Raw genomic sequence first — 25122 nt, 5'->3', positions numbered from 1 at the left:
GTACTCTCTTGCGCTATGGGGGAGTTGAGGGCGGACTGGCGGCTGCGGCTGCGGCGTGACGACCCGCACGGTGAGGTGCGCGGGGCCGGCGTGCTGCTCACCCAGGACCGGGCGCTGACGTGCGCCCATGTCGTGAGGGACCCGGACGCCCGGATGTGGGTGGAGTTCGCCGAGAACCCCGGCATCGCCCCGGTCGGGGCGCGGGTCGCCGAGGGCGGCTGGCTGCCCGGTCTCGGCGCGACCCGCGAGGACATCGCCGTACTGGCCCTGGACAGCCCGCGTCCGCAGGCCACCCCGGCCTCGCTCCGACGCAGTCTGGAGCGGGGCCGTCAGGTGTGGATCGGCGGATACTCGTGGAACTTCGCCGACGGCATGTGGCTGACCGGGGAGATCGAGGGGGCGCACGGTGCGTGGATCCAGCTCGGCGCCGAGCGCAACGAAGAGGTGGTGCGGCCGGGGTTCAGCGGCGCCGCCGTGCAGGTGCGCGGCGAGGGGGACGGGGCGCCCGAGCAGGTGGTCGGGATCGTGGTCGCCTGGCGCGGTGACCTCGATCTGACACCGGCCACCGAGAACGCACTGGCGTTCTCCTACATGGTCCCGATCGACCGCATCGCCGAACTCGTGCCATTGGTGGCCAAGTTGAGCGGTCCCGACGGCTGGGATCAGGGGCTCGCGCGGCGTCTGCGGAACTGGTTCGCAGGCGGAGAGCAGCCCGCGGTGCGTTTCAGCGTCGTACCGCGCGGCGGCGGCCGCGACCGCACCCTGCGGCATCAGCTGCACCGCGCCCATCTCGTCTACCGGGGTGGCCGCACCACGCCCGAGGAGTTCGTCGACGAGCTGGTGATACGGCTTCGCCTGCCGCAGCACCGGCTCCGGACGTACCGCGACTGGCTGCTGGCGGGCGGCACGCAGCCGGAGGAGCCGCAGGACCTGCGGCCCGGCCCCTCCGGGCCCACGCTCGCCGTGATCGGCCTCGACGAGGACCGGCAGCCGCGCCGGCTGGTGCCGTTACTCGCGCGGGTGCGGGCGCTCGGCTTCCGGCTGCTGATCATCGCCAGGGACGGCGGCGGTGAAGGCGTGACCGAGGCGGCGCGGCACCTGCTCCTCCCCGCCCTCGACGAACGGGCCACCCTGCTGATCCGCCGCGTCGAGGACAGTGAACGGAATTGGGCCGGGCTGAACGGCATGGTGGAATCGGCCTCGCTGGGCCCGCCGCCCCCGGGGGACTCCGCGGGCCGCCGCCGACAGCTGGCACGGGCGCGCGCCCTCACCGACACCCATGAACAACTCAGATCCCTGCGCGCCCTGTTGCGCGAACTGGGCGCGGACCTGGACCGTCACGACGGCGCCGGCGGGGCGGACGTTCCGGGGCAGTGCACGGACCGGGGCCGGGCGGAGCGCTGATGAGGATTCCCTGCCCGCACCGCCGGTTCACCGGAGCCCCCTGCGGCGGTGCGGTGCAGTCCACCGGCTACTGCGACACGTGCGGCCGCTCCGAGAACGGCCCCGGGCTCCGACCACTGCCCAGCGCCCCGGAGAAGTACGGGCCGGGTGGACTGCTCGAACTCCCCCCGCTCGAACCGAGTCCCCCCGACCGGCGGCTGGAGGCCGCCAAGGCGCAGGCCCGCATCCTGATGAGCTGCTCCGCCAAGTCCTGCTCCACCGACTTCGTCGCGCCGTACACCGCCGCCCCGCCGCCGGACGAGGGCCACTGCCCCAAGTGCGGCGCCCCGTACTCCTACCGCCCCGAACTCACCGAGGGCGGGCCGCTGCTCCAGGACCAGTACCGGATCCGAGGGCCCATCGCCCACGGCGGTCAGGGGTGGGTCTATCTCGCCGAGGACACCCATCTGGAGGAGCCCGTCGCCGTGAAGGGGCTCCTCAACCGGTACGCGGAACGGGGCGCCGCCCAGGCCGACGAGGAGCGCCGCAGCCTCGTCGCCATCCGGCACGAACGCATCGTCCAGATCCGGGACTTCGTCAGTACCCGCAGAGCGGACGGCACGGTGTCCGGCGGCTACATCGTGATGGAGGACGTCGGCGACCGCACGCTCTCCGCGATCATCGAATCGACCCGGCAGGGCATCTTCGTCCTCGACATCGAGCATGTCATCACCTACGGCTGCCAGATCCTGGAAGCCCTCACCCATCTGCACGGCATGGGATTCCTCTACGGGGACATGAAGCCGTCCAACGTCGTCCACCGGCACGACGGCATCAAGGTCATCGACCTCGGCGGGGTGCGCAAGCGCGGGTCCACCGAGCCGCCGCCGGTGATCACCCCCAGATATGCGGCGCCCGAGACCGACGGCGGCAAGCCGCTGACCGCCGCCCACGACATCCACACGGTCGGGATGACACTGGCCGAACTGGCCGGCTGGGCGGTCGGTGACGACGTACCCGGTCTCGGCACCAGCTCTTTCCGGCTGGTGGTTGAACGGGCCACGGCCTTCGACCCGGAACGCCGGTTCGAGACGGCCGAGGAGATGGCGGGCCAGCTCCGCGGGGTGCTGCGCGAGATCCGGGCGCTGCGCGGCAAACGGGACCAGCCCGAACCGTCCAAGTACTTCACCCCGTCCACCGAGCTGCTCGGTGCCCGGCTGGGCTCCGTACCCGACTACGCGCACTGGCTGCGTCGCCCCCTCCACCGCCGCCACGAGACGCCCGACGCCCCCGTCCTGGACTCCGGGCTCCCCACCCCCACCGAGATCGCCCGTCGGCTGCCCGTGCCGGTGCCATATCGGGGAGACCCGGAGTCCGCCCGGTTCCTGGTGAGCAGTTACGACCCCGGCCAGCCGCTGACCCAGCCCGCCGAGGGGGAGCGGTCGGTGGAGATCTGCCTGCACAACGTTCGGCTGCTGCTCGGTCAGGAGGGCCCCGACGCACTGGACCGGGCCCGCGAGCAGGTGCGGGCGGCGGACGCCATTCCGGGGCCTGGGCCGGTACGGCAGTGGCGGCTCAGCTGGCACCGGGGGCTCGTCGCGCTGCGCGGCGCCGACGTGCTGGACGACCGGCAGCGACTGCTGCAGGAGGCGCTGGGGCACTTCGAGGCCGTCCACCGGGCGCTGCCCGGCGAGTACGCGGCGAAGCTGGCGCTCGCGTACGTCGCGGAACAGCTCGGCCCTGACCACCCGGCCGGCGCCACCCCTTCGGCGTACGAACTCTTCCGGGCCGTGCACGCCCGCAACCCCTCGCATGTCGGCGCCGCGCTGGGGCTGGCCAGGCTGGCCCTGGCACGCGGCGACCGGGATGCGGCGGCCGGCGTCCTGGACCTGGTGCCCGACGAGTCCCGGGACCACGCCGTCGCACGCATCGCCGCCCTGCGCATCCGGGCGGCCAGGCTCGCGACGGGGGAGCGGCCGCTGCCGGAGCGTGCGCAGATCGACGCGAGCCTTGCCGCGGTCGTCCCGGGGCCGATCGTGGCGGGTGACGAAGCGGCCTGGCTGCTGCGCACCGAGCTGTACGAGTGGAAGCTCGACACCGTCCGGGCGGGCGGTGGTCCGCCCCGGCGCACCGGGTGGCTGCGGCACGGACTGCCACCGCTTCCCGTGCCCGGCGAACGCGCGGTCCGCGAACAACTGGAGGACTGCTACCGCTGGCTGGCCCGGCAACGGCAGAAGCCCGACGAGTACGAGCGGCTGATCGACCTGTCCCACGCGGTCCGCCCGCAAACCCGATTCTGATCCCGACCCGGTGCCGTATCCGCTGGAGGCAATCCCATGGGCCGTACCGTCCCGTTGCCCGGCCTCGACATGAAGCTGTCCGTCGATGTCCTGCGCGACCAGCAGCCGCACCACGAAGCGCGCATCGACGCCCATGTGAGAGTCGAGGCGGTCGGCGTCGGGCCGCGGGACGAGACGCCCGCGGTCGAAATCGCCGTAATCATCGCGGTGGACGCCACCGAAGTGCGCCGGGACGCGACCGAGTCAGCCCTGGCCGCCGCCCTGCGGGCCCTGCCCGACGGGATCTCCTTCACCGTCCTGGGCGGCGCACCGGCCGACGGGCCCGGACCCTCCCGGTGTTATCCGCTGAGGGGCCGCTGGGCGCTGGCCGACGGCGCGGAGAGACGCCGGGCCGCGTTCAGCGCCGGCCGGATCGCCCCTGCCGCCGGCGGGAACCCGCCCATCGGGTACGCGACGTGGCTGGCGACGGCCCGCGAGCTGTTCGCCGAGCGCGTCCTGCCCGTACGACATCTGCTGCTGATCACTGACGGGAGCAGCCGGGACGACGAGGACGACGCGTTCCGCGAGAACAGCGGTCTCCTCGCCGAACTCGCCGCGTGCGAAGGTGCGTTCACCGCCGATGTGCTCGCGGTGGGCAGCGACTGGGATCCGGGAGCACTGCTCGCCGTCGCCGAACGGCTGCACGGCGCCGCCGAGTCCGTACCCGACCGCTTCGGCCCCGTCGTCAGCGGTGCGCTCCGCCGGCTGCGCCGGGTCCGCAGCCCCGAACTGCCCGTCGAGGTGACCCTGCGCCCGGCCGTGCTCGCGGCGGAACTCACCGAGACCGCGCCCCGCCAGCAGCCACTCGACGCGGTGTACCGGCCGGACCGGGTCGATTTCCTCACCCACCAGTGGGAGCCGGGCGTCCGCGACTACCTCCTCGCCCTGCGCGTCGACGCGAGCACCGATCCTCTGGGCGTACCGCTTCAGCTCGCCACCGTCTCCGTCGGCGGCGCCACTTCCCCGGTCGTGGTGCGCTGGCTGCCGCCGGGCGCCGCCGCCGGGCCGCCCGGCGGCGGGGGCGGCACCGTTCAGGCGGTGAACGACACCACCCGGATGCGGACCGCACTCAAACGCGGCTACGCCGCACTCGACCCGCTGAACCGCGGCGAGGCCGAGCAGCAACTCGGCCTCGCCGTCCGGCTGGCCGACGAGATGGGTGTGCAGTGGGTCCTGGAGGGCATCCGCGAGGTCGTCGAGATCGTCGACGCCCGGCAGGGCCGGGTCAGGGTCGGGCCGACCGTCGACCCGGCGAGCGTCCGTCAGGGACAGCTGCACATCGCCTCCGGCCACATGGTCGAGCTGCCCGAAGGCCCGGCCGGTCGACCGGTCCACTGCCCGGACCCCGACTGCCGGTACCCCGCCGGTTCGCACGCCCGGTTCTGCATCAAGTGCGGGAGGGAACTGTGATGCCCTGGCCGATCCGAGGGATGCGCGCCTCCCGGACCCGCCGGCCGGGCGGTTCCAGAACCAGGCGACTGCTCGCATGGCATCTGATCGCGATTCCGGTGGCGTCGGTGGTCTCGCTGAGCGCGCTGCTGATCTCGTACCGCGGGGTGCAGATCTCGGCAGGCGAGATGCGCAACCATGGCGCACCCGCCGTGCAGGGAGTGGCCGCCACCCAACTCGCCCTGCTGCGCGCCCACCAGGAGGCCCAGTACTCCGTCGACGAGGGCATCGACGGCGTGGTCGGCACCGGCGCGCGGTACGAGAACCAGCTCTCCGCCGCCGGCCAGGGCCTCTCCCGGCTCTCCGACGTACAGATCGACGGGGACCGCGGCCGCGGGGTACTCGAAACCGTCAACGGCCTGCTGACCTCGTACAGCAGTTCCATCACCCCCGGTGCGGTGAAGTACGTGTCGGACGAGGACGAGCTGATGCAGCAGGAGAAGTTCAAGGAGGCCGAGACGATCCTCAGCCGCCGGGGCACCGGAGTGGTGCCGCGCCTCGGCGTCCTTCAGCAGCACCAGATGAACCGGATCGAAGCGGTCAGCTCGATGGGCACCCTCCGGCGGACCGGTTGGGCGATCGCCGAACTCGGCCTGCTGATCACCGTCCTGGCCATTTCGTCCGCGCTCTGGCTGCTGCGCAGCCGCTGCGGTCGCAGCTTCGACCCGTGCCTGCTGGTCTCACTGGTGGCCGCCGTCGCGCTCGCGGTGTTCCCGCTGTGGGCGACCACGATCACCCAGCACCGGCTGGACACCGCGCGCGGCGGGCTCGTCGAGATCGAACGAACGGCCCGCGAACACAGTGACCTGGCCGAGTCCCAGCAGCGCGCCACCGCGAAGCCGACGCACGCACAACAGGCCGGCGAACTCAAAAGACTGGCCGAGTCCCAGCGGGACATCACCGAGACGTCGACGAACCTGCGCACCGATCTGGCCGCCCAGGGCTGGCAGAGCCTGACCTACTACGGGGCTCTGAGCGGCAGTGCGCTGATCGTCCTCCTGCCCGCCGTCGGCATCGGCAGACGTCTCAACGCCGACTACTGGAGGGCCGGATGATTCCGCGCGTCAGAGCCGTACTGCTCGTGCTGGCCCTGGTCCTGACCGCGTCGGGCTGCGGACTCGCGGCCCCGGGCGGCGACGAGGAGCCGAGGGTGACGATCCTCGGCTCCTGGACCGACGACCAGGAGAAGCAGTTCAGGGACGTCCTGGACGGGTTGGGCATTCCGTACACCTACCAGGGCACCGCCGCCACCCGGGAAGTCCTGCTCGCCGAGGTGCAGGCGGGCAATCCGCCCGACATCGCGATCCTGCCGGGCCTCGGCGACCTCGTCGAGTACGCCGCCGAGGGCAGGCTGCGCTCCCTGAAGGGCCTGTACGAGCCCAAGGAGTACGGCCCGCCGTGGCAGCCCAGGGCGAAGGACATCGCCCACGATCTGTGGGTGCCGCTCAAGACCGACCTCAAAAGCATTGTCTGGTACCCCAAGGGCCGCATCCCGCCCTCCGGCCCCGCGCCGCTGGCCTCCTGGTGCATCGGCATGGGCGACGACGGGGCCTCCGGCTGGCCCGGCAGCGACTGGATCGAGGACCTGATCCTGCAGAGCGCGGGGCCGGACGACTACGAGAAGTGGGCGACCGGGGACATGGAATGGACGGACGATCCGGTGATCGACGCCTGGACCCGGTGGGCCGGACTGCTGGCCCAGGATCCGGCGGCCGGCCACCGGGCCCTGCTCCTCGACCACCGGGGCGGACCCGGCGGGCACGGGCTGCTCTTCGACAACGGCTGTGACCTGGAGCACCAGGGCTCCTTCGCCCGGTCCTTCTACAAGGATCGGAAGGAACGGGCCGCCTTCACGGACTCCGCGCGACTGCTGCCCGGCGGCCCGTCGATGAGGGGCCGTGAGGTGTCCGCCGACTTCGCCGCCCTCTTCGGAGAGTCCACGCAGGCCCGCGATCTGCTCAAGCGGCTCGCCTCCCGGAAGGTCCAGGAGGAATGGGGCCACAAGGCCGGGGTATTCTCGCCGAACTCCGCCGTGCACGCCAAGGACGGAGAGGTCGAGAAGCAGATCAGCAGCCGGCTCACCGACCAGCGGGTGCCGCGCTGCCTGGATGCCTCCGACGTCATGCCGGCAGCGGTGCGGGACGCCTTCTACGAGGCGGTGCTGCTGACCATCGCTCACCCCGGCGACCCGGTGCGGGCCCGGCTCGCAGACGTCCAGAAGGTCCAGGACGCCCAACCGGAGCACACCCGGAGGCTGACAGGAGTGTGCAGCAGACCACAGTGAGCCTTTGTCGGACCCGCACAAAGACGGACCCGTGAGGGCTGGTACTTCGCGTACATGCCGCCATGATTCTGTCCGGCTCCACCAGGAAACGGGTCAGGAGACTGTACGGAGTCGACGGCAGGATTTGCTTGCCGGGCTTCGTAGGGTCGGTACATGACCGTTGTGGACGAAACCCCGGGCGAGCCGACTGACACCCGTGGCCGTGTGGCCGAGCTGCTGTCACTGCGCGAGCAGGCCCGCCGCGGACCGAGTGACCGCGCGACCGAGGCGCAGCACGCCAAGGGCAAGCTGACGGCGCGTGAGCGCATCGAGCTGCTGGTCGACCCGGGTTCGTTCAAGGAGGTCGAGCAGCTGCGCCGGCACCGGGCGACCGGCTTCGGCCTGGAGGCGAAGAAGCCGTACACCGATGGTGTCATCACCGGCTGGGGCACGGTCGACGGCCGTACGGTCTTCGTCTACGCGCACGATTTCCGGATCTTCGGCGGCGCCCTGGGCGAGGCCCACGCCACCAAGATCCACAAGATCATGGACATGGCCATCTCGGCCGGTGCCCCGCTGGTCTCGCTGAACGACGGCGCGGGCGCCCGTATCCAGGAGGGTGTCTCCGCGCTCGCCGGATACGGCGGGATCTTCCAGCGCAACACCCGGGCCTCCGGTGTCATCCCGCAGATCAGCGTGATGCTCGGCCCGTGCGCGGGCGGCGCGGCCTACTCCCCGGCGCTCACCGACTTCGTGTTCATGGTCCGCGAGACCTCCCAGATGTTCATCACCGGACCGGATGTCGTGAAGGCGGTCACCGGCGAGGAGATCACCCAGAACGGCCTCGGCGGCGCCGATGTGCACGCCGAGACCTCGGGCGTCGCGCACTTCGCGTACGACGACGAGGAGACCTGCATCGCCGAGGTCCGCTACCTCATCGGGATGCTGCCCTCCAACAACCGCGAGAACCCGCCCACCGTGGCGAGCGACGACCCGGCCGACCGCCGCGGCGACGTCCTGCTGGACCTGGTGCCGGCCGACGGCAACCGCCCGTACGACATGCACAAGGTCATCGAGGAGCTCGTCGACGACGGCGACTACCTGGAGATCCACGAGCGCTGGGCGCGCAACATCGTCTGTGCCCTGGCCCGTCTGGACGGCCAGGTCGTCGGCATCGTCGCCAACCAGCCGCAGACCCTCGCCGGCGTCCTGGACATCGAGGCGTCGGAGAAGGCGGCCCGGTTCGTCCAGATGTGCGATGCATTCAACATTCCGATCATCACCCTTTTGGACGTACCCGGCTTTCTGCCCGGGGTCGATCAGGAGCACGGTGGAATCATCAGGCACGGTGCGAAGCTGCTCTACGCCTACTGCAACGCCACCGTGCCCAGGATCTCGCTGATCCTGCGCAAGGCTTACGGCGGTGCCTACATCGTGATGGACAGCCAGTCCATCGGTGCGGATCTGACGTACGCCTGGCCGACCAACGAGATCGCGGTGATGGGCGCCGAAGGCGCCGCCAACGTCATCTTCCGTCGGCAGATCGCCGACGCCGAGGACCCGGAAGCCATGCGGACCCGCATGGTCAAGGAGTACAAGGCCGAACTGATGCATCCGTACTACGCCGCCGAGCGTGGCCTGGTCGACGACGTCATTGACCCCGCCGAGACGCGCGAGGTGCTGATCGCCTCGCTGGCCATGCTCCGCTCCAAGCACGCCGACCTGCCGTCCCGCAAGCACGGCAACCCCCCGCAGTAGTCCGCCGCCCTCGCAGCGACCCTGCCGAGCCCGCGAAGACCTGCCGAGAAGACGGAGAAACCACCCATGAGCACTGCCAGCGAGTCCGTGCTGCGCGTCGAGAAGGGTCTTGCCGACCCCGAGGAGCTGGCCGCGATAACCGCGGTCCTGCTCGCCCGCGCCGCCGCCAAGCCTGCCGCCACCCCCGCCCACCGCGGTCGTAGCACCGCCGGATGGCGCCGCCTGGAGCGCACCCCGGGCTTCCGCGCCCCGCACTCCTGGCAGGGCTGAGTCCTCTTCGGCCCCGGCCGCTGCGCAACCGGAAGGCCCCGCACTCCCGAAGGAGTGCGGGGCCTTCCGCATGTTCGCCGGGCCCCAGGGCCTCTCGTTCGGATCGTGCCGGGCTCGCGTGTCCCGGTCGCCGGGCTCGCCGATCCGGCACGATCCGAACGAAAGACCCTAGCGGAGCCGCGCCATCAGCGCGTGCTCCACGAGCGTGATCAGCGCGCTCTTGGCGTCCGCCCGGTGCCGCGCGTCCGTGGTCAGAATCGGGGTGTCGGGTCCGATCTGGAGGGCTTCGCGGACTTCGTCGGGGGTGTAGGGCTGGTGTCCGTCGAAGCCGTTGAGGGCGATGACGAAGGGGAGTCCGCTGTTCTCGAAGTAGTCGACGGCGGGGAAGCAGTCGGCGAGGCGGCGGGTGTCGACGAGGACGACGGCGCCGATGGCGCCGCGGACCAGGTCGTCCCACATGAACCAGAAGCGGTCCTGTCCGGGCGTACCGAAGAGGTACAGGATCAGGTCCTGGTCCAGGGTGATGCGGCCGAAGTCCATCGCCACCGTCGTGGTGGTCTTGTCCCCGGTGTGCGTCAGGTCGTCGATGCCCGCGGACGCGGACGTCATCACGGCTTCGGTGCGCAGCGGATTGATCTCCGAAACGGCACCGACGAACGTGGTCTTACCCACGCCGAAGCCCCCTGCCACCACGATCTTCGCGGAGGTAGTGGAGCGGGCTGCTCCGCCGCTAGAGCTTGCGAAGTCCACTGAGCACCCTTTCGAGCAGTGTCACATCTGGCTGGCCGCCGGCGGACTCGTCGCCGCCGGGCTGATGGATAGCGACGAGTCCGGCCTCTGCCAGGTCGGCTACGAGGATTCGGGCAACGCCGAGCGGGATCGAGAGCAGTGCCGAAATCTCGGCGACCGACTTGATCTCGAAGCACAGCCGGCAGATCCGCTGGTGCTCGGGCAACTGCCCTTGCAGCCGGGATGGATCGGCCGTGGTACTGACCAACGCCTCAATGGCGAGTTGGTAGCGCGGTCGGGTCCGGCCGCCGGTCATGGCGTACGGACGGACCAGCGGATTGTGCGCGGCCGGGGCGGCTGGCTCGGGGGCCTGCCGCGGCTGCACGGGCTGAATGCGGGGCGACGGAGGCGAGTGGTAGCGGTGCGGCCGCTGCGGAGGCCACCCGGGACCCTGGGGGGAGCCCGGCTGCTGCTGCTGCGGCGGCTGGTGATAGGGCTGGTACGGCTGCTGGGCGCCCTGTCCGCTGGGTGCTGAGGGGAAGTTGAAACGGTTGTCCCCGTGCTCACCCGGTACGTTCCGGCCACCGTCGTACCGGTGTCCGCCTGGGGGTGTTGTCACGATTCCTCCTCCTCCTGCCGGTCCCGATTCCAGTGGGTCCGCGCCACCGCACTTTATGGTGCGGTGGCGCGAAACGCACTGTCTGTCTATTAGTTAAGAAGACTTCCCTGAAGTTCGGCGCGGAGGTCCGGGGTGAGGACGGTGCCCGCGCGGTCGACGAGAAGGGCCATTTCGTACCCGACCAGACCGATGTCGGCGTCCGGGTGGGCAAGTACGGCCAGCGAGGATCCGTCGGAGATGGACATCAGGAAGAGGAATCCGCGCTCCATCTCCACAACCGTCTGATTGACGGCGCCGCCCTCGAAGATCCGCGAGGCGCCCGCGGTCAGTGAGGTGAGGCCGGAGGCGACGGCGGCCAGCTGGTCGGCGCGGTCGCGCGGAAATCCTTCGGACATGGCCAGCAGGAGTCCGTCGGCGGAGACCACCACCGTGTGCGACACCCCGGGGGTGTTGTCCACGAAGTTGGTGATCAACCAGTTGAGATTCTGCGCCGCCTGGCTCATCGGGCTCACACTAACGCTCCTGGTTGTAGGTATTACTTGCGTCCGTACCCGCGTTACGTCCCCGCAGCACGCCCCGCCGCAGGTTGCTCAACCTGCCGCGGACGTCCTCGGGGGCGCGGGAGACCTGAGGGCCGTCCTGCAGGGTCTGCTCCGCCGTACCCTCGACCAGATTGGCCTTGGGCACCCGCCGGGGAAGTCCGGACGGGGTGATCCCGCCCGCCTTCGGCTCCCGGAGCTGCTCGGCCCGCTCCCAGCGCTCGTCGTTCGTCGAGCGCCAGTCGTCGGAGCCGTGACCGTCCTGCTGCGCGGGCGACTGCTGCTGCGGCAGTTCCTCCTGCTGCGGCTGTGGCTGCTGCGCGGCGACGGGCCGGTTGTTGCCGCGGCCGGTGGGCTGCCAGTGCTGCTGACCGCCCCGGCGCGGCAGACCGGCTTCGGTCAGCTCGTGGCCGGAGTTCGGGGTGGGTCCCGGACGGTCGAAGCCTACGCGCTCCTGCGGCTCGACGGGGGCGCTCGGGGCAGATTCCGCTTCGACCTGTGCCGACGGCTCGTACACACCCTGATAGGTGCCCTGATTCGGCCACTCGTCCTGGTGGGGCTGGGCAGCGAGCTGCTCCTGGTACAACGGCTGCGCGGTCTCGTCGGCCCCATATGCCGCCTCCGCATAGCCGGCCTGCGGGGCATGGTCGGCCGGCTCGGCGAAGCCCTCGGCACCGCGGTAGGGGTCGTAGCCGCCCCCGTACGGCACCTGCTCGTACGGCTCCTGCTCGTACGGCTCCTGCCCCGGGCCCTGCCCCGGTTCCTGGGCGTACCCGGCCCCGGCGTACGCGCCGTCGGCGGCCTGGTTCCCGGCGTACGGCTCCTGCGGGAACTGCGGGCGCTCGCCGGCCGTCTGGGCCTCCAGTGCCGCCCGGCGCTCCTCACGGACCAGCGAGCGGCCCACCGGGTCCAGCTGTGCGGGGTCCCCCGACCGCTGGTCGTAGCGCGAGTCGTCGAAGCCCAGCTCCGCCGCCGTGCGCATCCGGGGCTGGGGCGCCGGCTGTTCGAAGGTCTGCTGCTGCGGAATGATCGAGGAGACGGCGAAGTCGTCCTGCACGGAGGCCGGTTCGCCACCGCCACCGTGGGTGATGGCGTCCGGCAGCATGACCAGCGAGGTGGTCCCGGCCTGCTCGCCCGAGGGCCGCAGCTGGACCCTGATGCCGTGCCGGTCCGAGAGACGGCCGACCACGAACAGACCCATCCGCTGCGAGACCGCGGCGTCCACGGTCGGCGGGTTGGCCAGCTTGTGGTTGATGTCGGCGAAGTCCTCCGGGGTGAGACCGATGCCCTTGTCGTGGATCTCGATCATCACGCGGCTGTCGGGCAGCCGGGTCGCCGTGACCCGCACCTTGGTCTGCGGCGAGGAGAACGTGGTGGCGTTCTCCAGCAGCTCGGCCAGCAGATGCACGAGGTCGGTGACGGACTGGCCGTGGATCTCGGTCTCCGGCACCCCGGAAAGCTCGATGCGCTCGTACGACTCCACCTCGGAGGCGGCGGCACGGAGCACGTCGACCAGCGGGACCGGCTGGTTCCAGCGACGGCCCGGCTCCTCGCCCGCGAGGACGAGGAGGTTCTCGCCGTTGCGGCGCATCCGGGTGGCCAGGTGGTCGAGCTTGAAGAGGCTGTCCAGCTGGTCCGGGTCGGCCTCGTTGTTCTCCAGGTCGGTGATGAGGGTCAGCTGGCCCTCGATCAGCGACTGGTTGCGGCGCGAGAGGTTGGTGAAGATCGCGTTGACGTTGCCCCGCAGCATCGCCTGCTCGGCCGCCAGCCGGACCGCCTCGCGGTGCACCTGGTCGAAGGCGCGGGCGACCTCGCCGATCTCGTCCCGGCTGTTGATCGGGATCGGCTGGACACGGGTGTCGACCCGTCCCGGGTCGGTCCGGGACAGCTGGTCGACCAGCATCGGCAGGCGCTGCTCGGCTATCTGGAAGGCGGCGGTGCGCAGCCGGCGCATCGAGCGGCTCATCTGCCGGGCCATCAGCCAGGCCAGGACGAAGGCGGCCAGCAGGGCGACGATCACGACGGCGGCGTTGACGACGGCGTCGTTCCTGGCGCCGGACGAGATGTCCGCGGCGTCGGTCACCGCCTTGTCGACCAGCTCGTTCTCGACCGTGGTGTACCCGTCGAACTTGGCGGTGGCGGCCGCCATCCAGGTCTCGGGGGTGATGCCTTTCGCGGCCAGCTTCTCGGGGGACTGGCCCTGCCCGATCTGCTGGGCCATGCCGTCGAAGACCGAGCCGTCGACACTGGGCGGCTCGACGAACGGGACACCCGCCGCGTCGGCCTGCTCCTTGGCTTTCTTCAGCTTCTTCGACCCCTCGGCCGCCTTGGCGGCCAGGACCTCTTTCAGCCGGGCGGCGTCGGCGTCCGTGCCACCGGAGATGAACTCGCCGAGCGCGATCTGCTCCAGGTAGTTGTACGAGCCGAAGGCCTTGACCTGGGCGTCGAACTTGGCGCTCTGCCGGCTCGGACGCACCAGCAGATGCATGCCGATGGAGCGCTGAAGCGATTCTGCAGCCTTGGCGAGCTCGATCGCGTAGACCGTACGGCCGTAGCTGGTGATGTTGCCGGTGCCCAGACCGAGTTCGTTGCAGAACTCCATCAGGGAGTGCTGCACCTGGACGTAGCCCTCTTCCGTCTTCACCGGGTCCATGGCCTCGGCGAAGGCGGCCTTGCGCAGCTCCGGGAGTTTGGGCTCCTCCAGCCGGAACAGCCGGAGCCGCCGCTCCAGACCCTGTTTCTTGGGCATGTCCCGCACGGCCGTGTCGAACGTGGCCGCGGCGGCGTCGGTGGTGGCCCGGATCCGGTCGATGACGGCGGCGTCGCGCTTGTTCGAGAGGAGGGGCTGAGCGGTGAGGTCGCGCTCGTCGAGGAGGGCCTGTCCGTACTCGGAGGCCGCGCGCACGATCAGCGCGGTCTTCTCGGCGTCCTGCGCCTCTCCCCAGGTGTCGATCGACCCCTTCACCTGGAAGCCGCCCATGACCAGGCCGACCAGTACGGGGATCAGGAGGATCGCGTTCAGCCGAGTGGGCACGCGCCAGTTGCGCGGCGCCAGCCGGCTGACGCTGCCGCCGGACGCCACCTTGTCGGACACATCGGCAGGCGACCCCGCGGCGCGCGGCGGCGGGGTGAAGTTGCCCCGCTCCAGCTGCGCCGCGGAGCCCTCGTTGTTTCGCCTCACTCGACCAACAACCTCTCGGCGTCGGCACCTACGTTGTGCCGTGTTTCGTTCAGGGCCGTACTACTCGGGAGTTCGTCGAATTCCAGCACGGGGACCGGCCGCGTTCCAAACAGTCGGAACCAGCCATTCCGAGTGGTCCAAGCCTCAGATAAAACGGGCATAAAGAACGAGCCCCGTCAAAAGGCGGGGCTCATGTGAGCGCAGTGGCACCGATCGAACGCATCGGGTGTTGAACGCGGGACAATTCTCTGTCGAAACGTTATGAACACGGGGGCGGATCGTGTCAAAGGACACAGTCCACCCCCGTTTGACTACGGTAACTGCCGTATGTGAATACCGACTTGTGGCTACTTCAGCCGCGCCATCAGCGCATGCTCCACGAGCGTGATGAGGCCGCTCTTGGCATCTGCGCGGTGTCGCGCGTCCGTCGTGATGATCGGGGTGTCGGGTCCGATCTGGAGGGCTTCGCGGACTTCGTCGGGGGTGTAGGGCTGGTGTCCGTCGAAGCCGTTGAGGGCGATGACGAAGGGGAGTCCGCTGTTCTCGAAGTAGTCGACGGCGGGGAAGCAGTCGGCGAGGCGGCGGGTGTCGACGAGGACGACGGCGCCGATGGCGCCGCGGACCAGGTCGTCCCACATGAACCAGAAGCGGTCCTGTCCGGGCGTACCGAAGAGGTACAGGATCAGGTCCTGGTCCAGGGTGATGCGGCCGAAGTCCATCGCCACCGTCGTGGTGGTCTTGCCGCCGGTGTGCGTCAGATCGTCGATGCCCGCGGACGCGGACGTCATCACGGCTTCCGTACGCAACGGATTGATCTCCGAAACGGCACCGACGAACGTGGTCTTACCTACGCCGAAGCCCCCTGCCACCACGATCTTCGCCGAGGTGGTGGCTCGGGCCGCACCGCCGCTAGAGCTTGCGAAGTCCACTGAGCACCCTTTCGAGCAGTGTCACATCCGGCGTGCCGCCGGCCTCTCCATTGCCCGGCTGGTGAATGGCCACCATGCCGGCTTCCGCCAGGTCCGCGACAAGAATCCGGGCCACACCGAGCGGCATCGACAGCAGCGCCGAGACCTCGGCCACTGACTTGACCTCACGGCAGAGGTGGCAGATCCGCTGGTGCTCGGGGAGCAGCGTCGCCAGATGCGCGGGGTCGGCCGTGGTACTGACCAACGCCTCAATGGCGAGCTGGTAGCGGGGCCGGGTCCGGCCGCCGGTCATGGCATACGGGCGGACCAGCGGCTGGTCGCCTTCACCGTCGTACGACGCGTGGTGCAGTGCGCCGTACGGATCGGGTGAGGCGGGTGGCGGGGTCATTGGATCCTCCGGGCGTGACGGCAGGTTGTCTGCTTGCCGTCGGATGGGGCCGGTGGGGGCTCTGAGCGGCCTGTCGGGCGAGGGATGAGGGCGTTGCCTGGGTCAATCGAGTCTGTCATCGCTCCACGGCCGCCTAATGGAGCAGGCTGCCTTGGAGCTCGGCGCGGAGGTCCGGGGTGAGGACGGTGCCCGCGCGGTCGACCAGGAGGGCCATTTCGTACCCGACCAGACCGATGTCGGCGTCCGGGTGGGCGAGTACGGCCAGCGAGGATCCGTCGGAGATGGACATCAGGAAGAGGAACCCGCGCTCCATCTCCACCACGGTCTGGCTGACGGCGCCGCCCTCGAAGATCCGCGAGGCGCCCGCGGTCAGTGAGGTGAGGCCGGAGGCGACGGCGGCCAGCTGGTCGGCGCGGTCGCGCGGAAATCCTTCGGACATGGCCAGCAGGAGTCCGTCGGCGGAGACCACCACCGTGTGCGACACCCCGGGGGTGTTGTCCACGAAGTTGGTGATCAACCAGTTCAGATTCTGCGCGGCCTGACTCATCGGGCTCAACTAACGCTCCTGCTGGTGAGTGGGGCCGAGTGGAAAACTGCCGGTCGACTGGCCGTTGGCCTGCCGCCCCTGCTGGATGCCCCGGCGGAGATTGGTCAACCGCCCGCGCACATCGTCGGGCGCACGCGACACCTGAGGACCTGACTGGTGGTTCTGCTGCTGCGCGGTGCCCGGCACCAGATTGGCGCGCGGTACCCGGCGAGGCAGTCCGGAAGTGGTGACTCCGCCTGCCGCGGGCTTCTTGACCCGCTCCGCCTGCCGTACGAGTTCGTCGTTCGGCGACGGACGCCAGGTGCTTGTGGTGCCGTCCGACTCGCCTCCGCCGCGGCGCGGCCCGTCGGGAGCGGGACGCTCCTGGGCCGGCTGCTGGGGGAAGGCGGGCGACTGCGGCTCGGCCGCGGGCGGCTGCTGGCCACCCTGTTGCGGGCCGTGGAACCAGTTCGTCTCCAGGGTGTCGTACAGCGGCGTACGACCGTCCCCGGGGCCGGCCGCGGGCGGCAGCGCCTCGGGCTGCGGCTGCGGCGGCAGAACCGGACGGTACTGCGCGTCACCGGCGGGCGGACGCGGGGCATCGAAGTCCCCGTTGTCCCGGCCGCGCTGTCGCGGAGCGGGCAGTCCCTGGTCCCGCCCCTGGGCGGGCTGCGGCTGTCCGAAGTCGGGGCGGGCGAACTGCGCGGTGCTCGCCGGGTCCTGCGCCGCTCCGTCCTGCGGGAACTGAGGCTGCGGGAACTGAGCCTGCGGGGCCGGAGCCGAGAAGTCGGGACGGGCGAACTCGGCGGTGGAGCCGGGTCCCTGTCGGTCGTCCACGGACGGCCGCGGAGTGAGCGGCGGGCTCATCGGCCGCTGGAACTGACCGGTGGTCTCGGGCTCCTCGTGACCGCGCGGGGCGTCCAGCGGAGCACGCCGTGGCGCGGACGGGTCCTCGGCGCCCCAACTGGTGGTCTGCGGGCGCTGCGGCACGGGGTTGCCGCCGGGCAGCTCCGCGCGCGGACCACCGGCCGGGGGCAGCTGACGGCCGGGCTCGACCGGGCCACCGGACTGCGGGAAGCCGCCCTGACCGGGCGGGTTCTGCCGGGCCTGCTGCGGCTGCCACGGAGCGGGGCCGTTGGACCGGCCCTGCTGGTCGTTGCGGTCCTGGCGGTTGCGTCCCTGGCTGAACAGGTCCGGCTGACCGGAGTCCGTACGTCCCGTTCCGTCGCCCTGGCCGCGGGCACCGAGCCTGGCACCGTTGCCGAACGCGCCGGCGAGGCCGCCGCCCTGACGCTGCGGTTCCTGACGCGGGAAGTCCTGCGGACCGGTACCGGCCGGCCCGGAAGGCGGGAAGCCGGGGTTCTGCTGACCGGGCTGTCCGGGCTGTCCCGGCTGGTTCTGCGGCTGGCGGGGGCCGCCGTCACGCGAGGGCAGCGCGGCGCGCGGACCCGATCCCGTACCGACCTGACCACGCGCGGGGCCCGGCCCTGCGGCGAGCCGGCCGGCCGGGGCCGACGGAGCGCCGCCCAGGCCCGGACGGGCGCCGTTGCCCGGGGCCGTACCGCTGCCACCGCCGAGCAGACCACCGGGGGCGGTGGACTGCTGACCCGGTGCCTGCTTGGCGGCCGGCTGCTTGCCGCCGTGCGCGACGTCGACCGGCAGCATGACCAACGCGGTCGTACCGCCGGAGTCGGAGGGCCGCAGCTGGATCCGGATGCCGTGACGCAGGGACAGCCGGCCGACCACGAACAGACCCATGCGGCGGGAGACCGAGACGTCCACGGTGGGCGGCGAGGCGAGCCGCTCGTTGATCGCCGCGAGGTCCTCGGGGGAGAGGCCGATGCCGGTGTCGTGGATCTCGACGAGCACCCGCCCGTCGGGCAGGGCGTGACCGGTGACCCGGACCTTCGTCTGGGGCGAGGAGAACGACGTGGCGTTCTCCAGCAGCTCGGCGAGCAGGTGCACGAGGTCGTTGACGACACGGCCGGCGACCTCGGTGGCGGGCACCGCGGCCAGCTCGATGCGCTCGTACTGCTCCACCTCGGAGGCGGCGGCACGGAGCACGTCGACCAGCGGCACGGGGCGGGTCCACCGGCGGCCCGGCTCCTCGCCCGCGAGGACGAGGAGGTTCTCGCCGTTACGGCGCATACGGGTCGCGAGGTGGTCGAGCTTGAAGAGCGAGGACAGCTGGTCCGGATCGGCCTCGCGCGACTCCAGTTCGGAGATGAGCGAGAGCTGACGCTGGATGAGGCCCTGGCTGCGGCGCGAGAGGTTGGTGAACATCGCGTTGACGTTGCCCCGCAGGAGGGCCTGCTCGGCGGCGAGACGGACGGCCTCGCGGTGCACGTCGTCGAAGGCCGCGGCCACCTGGCCGATCTCGTCCCGGGAGTGCACACCGACGGACTCGACCGAGGTGTCGACGTCCTGCGGGTCGGCCTCGGAGAGCTGCTTGACGAGCTCCGGCAGCCGGTCCTGGGCGACGCGCGTAGCCGTGTCCTGCAGCCGCCGCAGCGAGCGGATCATCGACCTGGCGACGACGAAGGCACCGACCAGCGAGACGCCCAGCACCAGCAGGATGAGCGCACCGCTGATGATCGCTTCGCGCTTCGACTCGTCGCGGAGCTCGCGGGCCTTGCCCTCCATGTCGCTGAGGAGGGTCTCCTCGATGGTCTTCATCGCCTGGATCTTGGTGGAGCTCTGGTCGTACCAGTCCATGTACGAGCGCCGCGCCGTGCCCGTCATGCCCGAGGGGCTGTCCAGCACCTTCTTCGCGTAGGTGTTGGCGGCCTTGATCTCCGGGTTGCCGTCGTCCAGCGTGGCGGTCAGCTCTTCGGCGTTGTTGCCGGTGGCGGCGTAGACCGCGGCGAAGGAGCGGCGAGCCGTGTTTTCCTTGCGCAGCGCGGCGCGGCCGAACTGCTGGTCGTTGTCGCTGAGGTGCGGCTGCTTGTCGTTGCCTCCGGGCAGCGCCGCGGCGATGATCGCCCGCTGGACCGAGGCGTACTCCTTGGCGGAGGAGAAGGCCGCCAACGCCCGGGTCCGCTTGATCATCTCCGAGTTGCTGGTCGCCTGCGCCATGTCCTGGGAGAGGCTCAGCAGCGAGGTGATCAGCTGGCTGTACTGGTCGACGGTCTGGAGGCTCGGGGCGCCGTGTGCGTACGCCGTCTTGCGGATCTCGCGGATCCCGGTCAGCTGGCTGGCGATCTGCTGGACGCTCGAATAGATGCCCTCAAGGGCCTCGTCGCCGGAGGGGTCGCCGATCGAGTTCGTCGCCTCAAGGAAGGCCGTCTTCGCCCGGTCGGTCTTCTTGCGGGGCTCGGTGACCTTGAAGTCGTCGGCCTTCACGCCATTGGACAGCGGACCGGCCGAACGGTCGCGCTCCTCCTGGAGCGCCTGGGCGAGCGTCGTCGCCTGCTTGGTCATCTTGGTCAGCAGCTGCATGTGATCCAGCTGCTGCATGTCGTTCATCGAGTCGTTGATCCGCAGGCCGCCCAGCGTGGTCGCGGCGACCACGGGAAGGGCGAGCAGGGAGACCAGGCGCGTGCTGATGCGCCAGTTGCGAAGAGCCACGCGCGAGCCCGTGCTGGCGGTGCCCCGGGGCTTGAGCGACGAGACCGGATCGGTGCCGCTGCTCGCCGTGGCACCGGGGCGCCGGTCGCGCTCGCCGCTGTCACCGGCCGCGGCCGGACCGGGGTTCTGGGCGTGCGGGGCCGAGGAACCGCGGTCGGTTCCGCCGTGCGGCTCCTGCTCCGCCGCAGCGCTGCCATCCCTCTTGAAACGTCCCTGCACTAGCGTCGCAACCTCTGGACCAGGCGTCCCTCCGCGCGAGACGGGTGGGACGGTGTCGGCGTCGTGGGGCGTCGTATCCGCCCCATGGTGGTCGTGAGTGACCGGCGCTCTTCCCCTTCCCGCCGTCACTCGGCGCTGCGTTGCGCCCTCTGCGCGCCGGCCTGAAACCCGCGGCGGTGCGTGGAATTCCAGCACAGTGCCGGATCTCCAACAAGGGCCCCGTGCCGGGCTGTGACCTGGGTGACGCGTTGTGATGGCTGAGTAACAAGCCGTGGAACGTGTTCACGGGCAAAGTGCATCATTCGGGGGCAATCGGCGAAGGGCGAAGGGTGTCCCAGTCGACATGATCAGGAGCGGAATGGCTGATTCGGTGACGCAATGTCCGTTTCATCCGAGGTGATCGGGCGCCCGGAATGAGGTAATTGTCGATGCGTTCGTGAGCAAACTCACATGATGATCGCCGTCTCATCCGGGCTTCCGAAGGGAATCGGATGTTTAGCCTGGCGCTTTACAGGGATGGCAAATCCGACAACCGGCGCCCCTCCGGGCGGCGCCCGTAACCGACAGGGTCCGAACGGCAGATGAAGACGACGATGATGTTCCGCAACATTGCCAACCCCCGGCGCACCACGCTGGCGCACCTCAAGGACGCCGACGAGCTGCGGACGCCGGACACTCCGGAGCACGCGGTCGACCTGCCCACCCAGACGGCCAACCCCCGCCGCACCGTCCTCATGGAAGCCCCGGTCCCCGCCGCAGCCGCGGAGTGACGCGTGCGGGCGGCGTCCCTCGCCCGCGTTCGACGCCCGGCTCCGGGGGCTTGCCCTGTCGCGCCGCCCGCTCCGCGTCCCCGCCACGCCGCCCTCGGAGCCCCGGCGGCTCCTTCCCGGCGCTCCGAGCTCTGTCCGGGCAGGGCGGACCTCGTCTTCGAAGGCTTGCGGGCACCATGCGCGCACCCGTGAGGTGCCGCCGGGCGCACGCGCCGGGCGGCGTTCCTTTCGGGCAAATCCCACAGAGCGAGGCGTTAGCCTGGAGCGTCAGTCTTCAGCCAGCCAGCAAGTGAGGGGCGACAGCACCCGTGCGCATCGCCAGGTTCTCCATCGACGGCAATGTCGCCTTCGGCGCCGTCGAGGGCGAGGGGCCCGATGGTCTCGTCCTCGACATCATCAAGGGCATTCCGTACGCCGAGTTCGAGCTCTCGGGCACCAAGGTCCCGCTGAACAAGGTCCGCCTCCTGCCGCCCGTGCTTCCCAACAAGGTGGTGGCCATCGGCCGCAACTACGCGGAGCACGCCGCGGAACTCGGCAACGAGGTACCGGACGTCCCCGTCGCCTTCTTCAAGCCCACCACCTCGGTGATCGGCTCCGGCGACGCCATCGAGTACCCCTCCTTCTCCAACGAGCTCCACTACGAGGCCGAACTGGCCGTGGTCATCGGCCGGATGTGCCGTGAAGTGCCGCGTGAGCGCGTGAAGGACGTCATCTTCGGCTACACCTGTGCCAATGACGTCACCGCCCGCGACGCCCAGAAGCGCGAGAAGCAGTGGGCCAGGGCCAAGGGCTTCGACACGTCCTGCCCGCTCGGCCCCTGGGTGGAGACCGACCTCGACCCCGGCGACCTGACCATTCAGGCCACGGTCAACGGCGAGCAACGCCAACTGGGCCGTACGAGCGACATGATCCGCTCGATCGAGGATCTGGTCGTCCACATCACGGAAGCCATGACGCTGCTCCCGGGCGATGTGATCCTCACCGGCACTCCCGCAGGGGTCGGACCCCTCCATGTCGGCGACGAGGTCGCCGTCACCATCGAAGGCATCGGCACTCTCACCAACAAGGTGATCAAGCGTGGTTAACACTCCTGTCCGCGTACGTTTCTGTCCCTCCCCGACCGGTAACCCCCATGTGGGCCTGGTCCGCACCGCCCTCTTCAACTGGGCCTTCGCCCGGCACCACGGCGGCACCCTGGTCTTCCGCATCGAGGACACCGACGCGGCCCGCGACTCCGAGGACTCCTACAACCAGCTCCTGGAGTCGATGCGCTGGCTCGGCTTCGACTGGGACGAGGGCCCCGAGGTCGGCGGCCCGCACGCCCCGTACCGCCAGTCGCAGCGCATGGGCATCTACAAGGACGTCGCCGAGAAGCTCCTCGCGGGCGGGTACGCCTACCACTGCTACTGCACCACCGAGGAGCTCGACACCCGCCGCGACGCCGCCCGCGCCGCAGGCAAGCCGTCCGGCTACGACGGCCACTGCCGCGAGCTGAGCGCCGAGCGGATCGCCGCGTACGAGGCCGAGGGCCGCACCTCCATCGTCCGCTTCCGGATGCCCGACGAGGCGCTCACCTTCACCGACCTGGTCCGCGGCGAGCTGACCTTCCAGCCGGAGAACGTGCCGGACTACGGCATCGTCCGCGCCAACGGCGCCCCGCTCTACACGCTGGTCAACCCGGTCGACGACGCGCTGATGGAGATCACCCACGTCCTGCGCGGCGAGGATCTGCTCTCCTCCACCCCGCGCCAGCTCGCCCTCTACAAGGCGCTCATCGAGCTGGGCATCGCCAAGGGCACCCCCGCCTTCGGGCACCTGCCGTACGTCATGGGCGAGGGCAACAAGAAGCTCTCCAAGCGTGACCCGCAGGCCTCGCTCAACCTCTACCGCGAGCGCGGCTTCCTGCCCGAGGGGCTGCTCAACTACCTCTCCCTGCTGGGCTGGTCCATCGCCGAGGACCGCGACATCTTCTCCGTCGAGGAGATGGTGGCCGCGTTCGACATCAAGGACGTCAACGCCAACCCGGCGCGCTTCGACCTGAAGAAGTGCGAGCACGTCAACGCCGAGCACATCCGCAAGCTGGATGTGAAGACGTTCACCGAGGCGTGCGGCCCCTGGCTGAGGGCCCCGTTCGCACCCTGGGCCCCGGAGTCCTTCGACGCGGACCAGTTCGCGGCGATCGCGCCGTACGCCCAGACGCGCGTCACGGTCCTCTCGGACATCACCGCCAACGTCGACTTCCTCTTCCTCGACGAGCCGGCCACGGACGAGGCGTCCTGGGCCAAGGCGATGAAGGAGGGCTCCGACGCCCTGCTCATCACGGCCCGCGCCAAGCTGGCCGCCGCCGAGTGGAACGCGGACGCCCTGAAGGAGGCCATCCTCACCGCCGGCGAGGAGCACGGCCTGAAGCTCGGCAAGGCCCAGGCCCCGGTCCGCGTCGCGGTCACCGGCCGCACGATCGGCCTGCCGCTCTTCGAGTCCCTGGAGATCCTGGGCCGCGAGAAGACGATCGCCCGCATCGACGCGGCACTGGCGAAGCTGGCAGCTGCGTAGCGGTTTCCGGTCACATGATGGGGTGGTTGCTCGGCCGGAGCAGCCACCCCATCGGCATGCGGGTGCACTCTTGCCGCACGGCTGACACCCAGCCCCGGCAACGATCCCGCCTGCGAGGCAGCGCCGGACAGTTCCAGGCTCGCCGCGAGCAGGCACGGAGCCGGTACATGGGCACACTGCTCCGCAGCCTGCTGGACCCCTCGGCGTTCTCGCGTCGTTCTCGCGAAGGGTGCGTGGCAAATCGTTGCCGGTTCCCCGCCGGGCCGGGATGATCGCAGGTGAAGTCGAGGCCGTCGTACTCGACTTCACCATGCTCGTCGAACTCACGCCTGGGAAGGGAAGCCAACAGCATGGCGAGGCGACGGAGGAACCCAGCCTTACGCGGAAACCGCGCCCACCTCCGTCGACGCCGAACGCCGGCCGCAGACGCCGACGGGCCGGCCGGCCGCTGGGGCAGGAGGGCCACCGCTGTGCTCACCTTCCTGGCGCTCGCCGCCGGCGTGGCGGGGCAGTTCCTGGGGATCTGGAAAGATCTCCTGGAACAGTTCGGCGACTCGGAGCCGTCGCGACCGAGTGCATCCGCCTCTTCGCCCGATGTACCGGGCCCGTCGGCTGGTTCCTGGTCCGTCTGCGGCAGGTCGAGCAAAGACGTCGTGCTCGAATTGGAGGGGAGGCCAAATCGTTCGGCGGCGCACGTGATCGCCACGGTGTCCTGTGTCCTCGCACCCGGTGATCACCTTGCCTGGGTGGTGCGAAAGGTCACCGGCACGGCCGCCGACCCGCACGTGCACTACACACTTCGAGGCGACCTGAGTCAGGGACCACGTGATTACATCTACGACGCCATTCTCGACACGACGGCGCCAGGGTCCGAGCGCACTGTTTCCGTGCTGCTGATGAACAGCGATGCGTACCGATCGGCGTTGGAGACGAGAGACCCCGAAACGGGCTATGTGCTGTTGCCGTCGCCACCTCCCGTCATATCGAACTCTGTGTTGATCAAGACGCCGGGGTGAGATCGATGGCAGCGCGCCACCGGACCGACGACGGACAAGCTCCCGCCAGTCCCCCGACCGCGACGCGACACCTGAATCCCGAACCCCACACCCCCGGAGCAGAACGCTCTTTCAGTCGGCTGACGTGGGCGACATGTACATCCCAGGCCCTGGTGGCGCTGAACGTTCGGACTCGTAGGCTGTGGACAGGGACGACGGATCCAGGAGAGGCCGTCCGAGGCGGAGTCGCCCTTGCACAACACGCCACCGATCAACGGGAGCCGCTGTCCTGGTCGACTGCAGAACGATGGCGGGCGCCGGCCTGCTCGTCACGGCCGAGACGAGCACCAAGAACGGTGAAGGGTGCGTACACCCGCACCATCGAATGCGGGGGCGCCATCGGGACCGCCTACTTCAAGCTTGAGCGCGCCAACCGCAACACTTGCGGCCCCTTCGCCGGGCGTCCGGGCCAGGAGGCGGGATTCAGTCGCGGCGCGGTATGCGATCTGACACGGACGTCGGCGGACCAGCAGTTCGTCTCCGTCGGGTCCGTGGGCAAGGACCTTCTGGTCTTCATCGTCAGCACCCCCTGCCTCCTGCCGCCGGGAGTCGACCAGCAGCAGTTCTGAGCCCTGTCTCCCGAGG

Annotated in this window: 20 protein-coding genes; 12 read left to right on the top strand and 8 right to left on the bottom strand. The window is 70.3% G+C overall.

Translation table 11 applies throughout. The annotated features are described in order from the left end of the window. Positions 1 to 15: 15 nt before the first annotated feature. The 7 genes from ABZ826_RS14855 to ABZ826_RS14825 all read left to right on the top strand — a co-directional run bounded on the left by ABZ826_RS14855 (position 16) and on the right by ABZ826_RS14825 (position 9462). Positions 16 to 1404, top strand: a complete 1389-nt coding sequence (locus ABZ826_RS14855) for a serine protease (RefSeq protein WP_361447100.1) — start codon at positions 16 to 18, stop codon at positions 1402 to 1404. Further along, positions 1404 to 3683: a tetratricopeptide repeat protein gene (locus ABZ826_RS14850; RefSeq protein ID WP_361447098.1), complete on the top strand. Its 2280-nt coding sequence runs from the start codon at positions 1404 to 1406 to the stop codon at positions 3681 to 3683. The genes ABZ826_RS14855 and ABZ826_RS14850 overlap by 1 nt, the downstream gene beginning before the upstream one ends. 36 nt (positions 3684 to 3719) lie before the next feature. After that, complete coding sequence (locus tag ABZ826_RS14845; protein ID WP_361447096.1) at positions 3720 to 5132, top strand: hypothetical protein; 1413 nt, start codon at positions 3720 to 3722, stop codon at positions 5130 to 5132. Next, positions 5132 to 6226, top strand: coding sequence for a hypothetical protein (locus ABZ826_RS14840; RefSeq protein WP_361447094.1), 1095 nt, complete (start codon positions 5132 to 5134; stop codon positions 6224 to 6226). The genes ABZ826_RS14845 and ABZ826_RS14840 overlap by 1 nt, the downstream gene beginning before the upstream one ends. After that, positions 6223 to 7455, top strand: a complete 1233-nt coding sequence (locus tag ABZ826_RS14835; RefSeq protein ID WP_361447092.1) for a carbohydrate ABC transporter substrate-binding protein — start codon at positions 6223 to 6225, stop codon at positions 7453 to 7455. The genes ABZ826_RS14840 and ABZ826_RS14835 overlap by 4 nt, the downstream gene beginning before the upstream one ends. A gap of 153 nt (positions 7456 to 7608) precedes the next feature. Continuing rightward, positions 7609 to 9192: an acyl-CoA carboxylase subunit beta gene (locus tag ABZ826_RS14830; RefSeq protein WP_361447090.1), complete on the top strand. Its 1584-nt coding sequence runs from the start codon at positions 7609 to 7611 to the stop codon at positions 9190 to 9192. Between the two features lie 66 nt (positions 9193 to 9258). Next, complete coding sequence (locus ABZ826_RS14825; protein ID WP_361447088.1) at positions 9259 to 9462, top strand: acyl-CoA carboxylase subunit epsilon; 204 nt, start codon at positions 9259 to 9261, stop codon at positions 9460 to 9462. Positions 9463 to 9630: 168 nt separating this feature from the next. Here the strand turns inward: ABZ826_RS14825 and ABZ826_RS14820 are convergent, their stop codons facing one another. The 8 genes from ABZ826_RS14820 to ABZ826_RS14785 all read right to left on the bottom strand — a co-directional run bounded on the left by ABZ826_RS14820 (position 9631) and on the right by ABZ826_RS14785 (position 20159). Further along, a complete protein-coding gene (locus ABZ826_RS14820) occupies positions 9631 to 10212 on the bottom strand; it encodes an ATP/GTP-binding protein (protein ID WP_014048542.1) in 582 nt (193 codons plus the stop codon). Next, complete coding sequence (locus ABZ826_RS14815) at positions 10193 to 10810, bottom strand: DUF742 domain-containing protein (RefSeq protein WP_361447086.1); 618 nt, start codon at positions 10808 to 10810, stop codon at positions 10193 to 10195. Before ABZ826_RS14815 ends, ABZ826_RS14820 begins: the two co-directional genes overlap by 20 nt. A gap of 89 nt (positions 10811 to 10899) precedes the next feature. After that, complete coding sequence (locus tag ABZ826_RS14810; protein WP_361447084.1) at positions 10900 to 11313, bottom strand: roadblock/LC7 domain-containing protein; 414 nt, start codon at positions 11311 to 11313, stop codon at positions 10900 to 10902. 10 nt (positions 11314 to 11323) lie between these two features. Continuing rightward, positions 11324 to 14530 carry a nitrate- and nitrite sensing domain-containing protein gene (locus ABZ826_RS14805; protein ID WP_361447082.1) on the bottom strand — a complete coding sequence of 1069 codons (3207 nt, stop codon included), beginning with the start codon at positions 14528 to 14530 and terminating at the stop codon, positions 11324 to 11326. A 347-nt stretch (positions 14531 to 14877) separates the two neighbouring features. Next, positions 14878 to 15459, bottom strand: coding sequence for an ATP/GTP-binding protein (locus ABZ826_RS14800; RefSeq protein WP_072487286.1), 582 nt, complete (start codon positions 15457 to 15459; stop codon positions 14878 to 14880). Beyond that, on the bottom strand, positions 15440 to 15847 hold the full coding sequence (locus ABZ826_RS14795; RefSeq protein ID WP_361447080.1) for a DUF742 domain-containing protein: 408 nt from the start codon (positions 15845 to 15847) through the stop codon (positions 15440 to 15442). Before ABZ826_RS14795 ends, ABZ826_RS14800 begins: the two co-directional genes overlap by 20 nt. A gap of 133 nt (positions 15848 to 15980) precedes the next feature. Next, positions 15981 to 16403 (bottom strand): roadblock/LC7 domain-containing protein, encoded by a 423-nt coding sequence (locus tag ABZ826_RS14790; protein ID WP_003966009.1) that lies wholly within the window; start codon positions 16401 to 16403, stop codon positions 15981 to 15983. Further along, positions 16404 to 20159, bottom strand: a complete 3756-nt coding sequence (locus ABZ826_RS14785; RefSeq protein ID WP_361447078.1) for a nitrate- and nitrite sensing domain-containing protein — start codon at positions 20157 to 20159, stop codon at positions 16404 to 16406. It lies immediately after the preceding gene. 581 nt (positions 20160 to 20740) lie between these two features. On the opposite strand from ABZ826_RS14785, the gene ABZ826_RS14780 reads away from it, so the two are divergent. The 5 genes from ABZ826_RS14780 (at position 20741) to ABZ826_RS14760 (ending at position 25106) form a co-directional block, all read left to right on the top strand. Continuing rightward, positions 20741 to 20929, top strand: a complete 189-nt coding sequence (locus tag ABZ826_RS14780) for a hypothetical protein (RefSeq protein WP_361447076.1) — start codon at positions 20741 to 20743, stop codon at positions 20927 to 20929. Positions 20930 to 21237: 308 nt separating this feature from the next. After that, on the top strand, positions 21238 to 22014 hold the full coding sequence (locus ABZ826_RS14775; protein WP_361447074.1) for a fumarylacetoacetate hydrolase family protein: 777 nt from the start codon (positions 21238 to 21240) through the stop codon (positions 22012 to 22014). After that, positions 22007 to 23482 carry a glutamate--tRNA ligase gene (gene gltX / locus ABZ826_RS14770; protein WP_361447072.1) on the top strand — a complete coding sequence of 492 codons (1476 nt, stop codon included), beginning with the start codon at positions 22007 to 22009 and terminating at the stop codon, positions 23480 to 23482. Before ABZ826_RS14775 ends, gltX begins: the two co-directional genes overlap by 8 nt. A 470-nt stretch (positions 23483 to 23952) precedes the next feature. Continuing rightward, positions 23953 to 24498, top strand: a complete 546-nt coding sequence (locus ABZ826_RS14765; protein WP_361447070.1) for a hypothetical protein — start codon at positions 23953 to 23955, stop codon at positions 24496 to 24498. A 335-nt stretch (positions 24499 to 24833) separates the two neighbouring features. Then, positions 24834 to 25106, top strand: coding sequence for a hypothetical protein (locus ABZ826_RS14760; protein ID WP_361447068.1), 273 nt, complete (start codon positions 24834 to 24836; stop codon positions 25104 to 25106). Positions 25107 to 25122 lie beyond the last annotated feature (16 nt).

Origin of the sequence: Streptomyces sp. NPDC047515 (assembly GCF_040643055.1) — a bacterium.
Classification (GTDB): domain Bacteria; phylum Actinomycetota; class Actinomycetes; order Streptomycetales; family Streptomycetaceae; genus Streptomyces.
Note: the sequence above shows the minus strand (reverse complement) of the source record. Positions and strands in the feature narration are given on the sequence as shown.

What these genes read in the sequence shown, in the direction of transcription:
- ABZ826_RS14830 (WP_361447090.1), top strand. Translation starts at nt 7,609, where the DNA reads ATGACCGTTGTGGACGAAACCCCGGGCGAGCCGACTGACACCCGTGGC.
- ABZ826_RS14855 (WP_361447100.1), top strand. Translation starts at nt 16, where the DNA reads ATGGGGGAGTTGAGGGCGGACTGGCGGCTGCGGCTGCGGCGTGACGAC.
- ABZ826_RS14840 (WP_361447094.1), top strand. Translation starts at nt 5,132, where the DNA reads ATGCCCTGGCCGATCCGAGGGATGCGCGCCTCCCGGACCCGCCGGCCG.
- ABZ826_RS14850 (WP_361447098.1), top strand. Translation starts at nt 1,404, where the DNA reads ATGAGGATTCCCTGCCCGCACCGCCGGTTCACCGGAGCCCCCTGCGGC.
- ABZ826_RS14780 (WP_361447076.1), top strand. Translation starts at nt 20,741, where the DNA reads ATGAAGACGACGATGATGTTCCGCAACATTGCCAACCCCCGGCGCACC.
- ABZ826_RS14835 (WP_361447092.1), top strand. Translation starts at nt 6,223, where the DNA reads ATGATTCCGCGCGTCAGAGCCGTACTGCTCGTGCTGGCCCTGGTCCTG.
- ABZ826_RS14795 (WP_361447080.1), bottom strand. Translation starts at nt 15,847, where the DNA reads ATGACCCCGCCACCCGCCTCACCCGATCCGTACGGCGCACTGCACCAC.
- ABZ826_RS14810 (WP_361447084.1), bottom strand. Translation starts at nt 11,313, where the DNA reads ATGAGCCAGGCGGCGCAGAATCTCAACTGGTTGATCACCAACTTCGTG.
- ABZ826_RS14845 (WP_361447096.1), top strand. Translation starts at nt 3,720, where the DNA reads ATGGGCCGTACCGTCCCGTTGCCCGGCCTCGACATGAAGCTGTCCGTC.
- ABZ826_RS14825 (WP_361447088.1), top strand. Translation starts at nt 9,259, where the DNA reads ATGAGCACTGCCAGCGAGTCCGTGCTGCGCGTCGAGAAGGGTCTTGCC.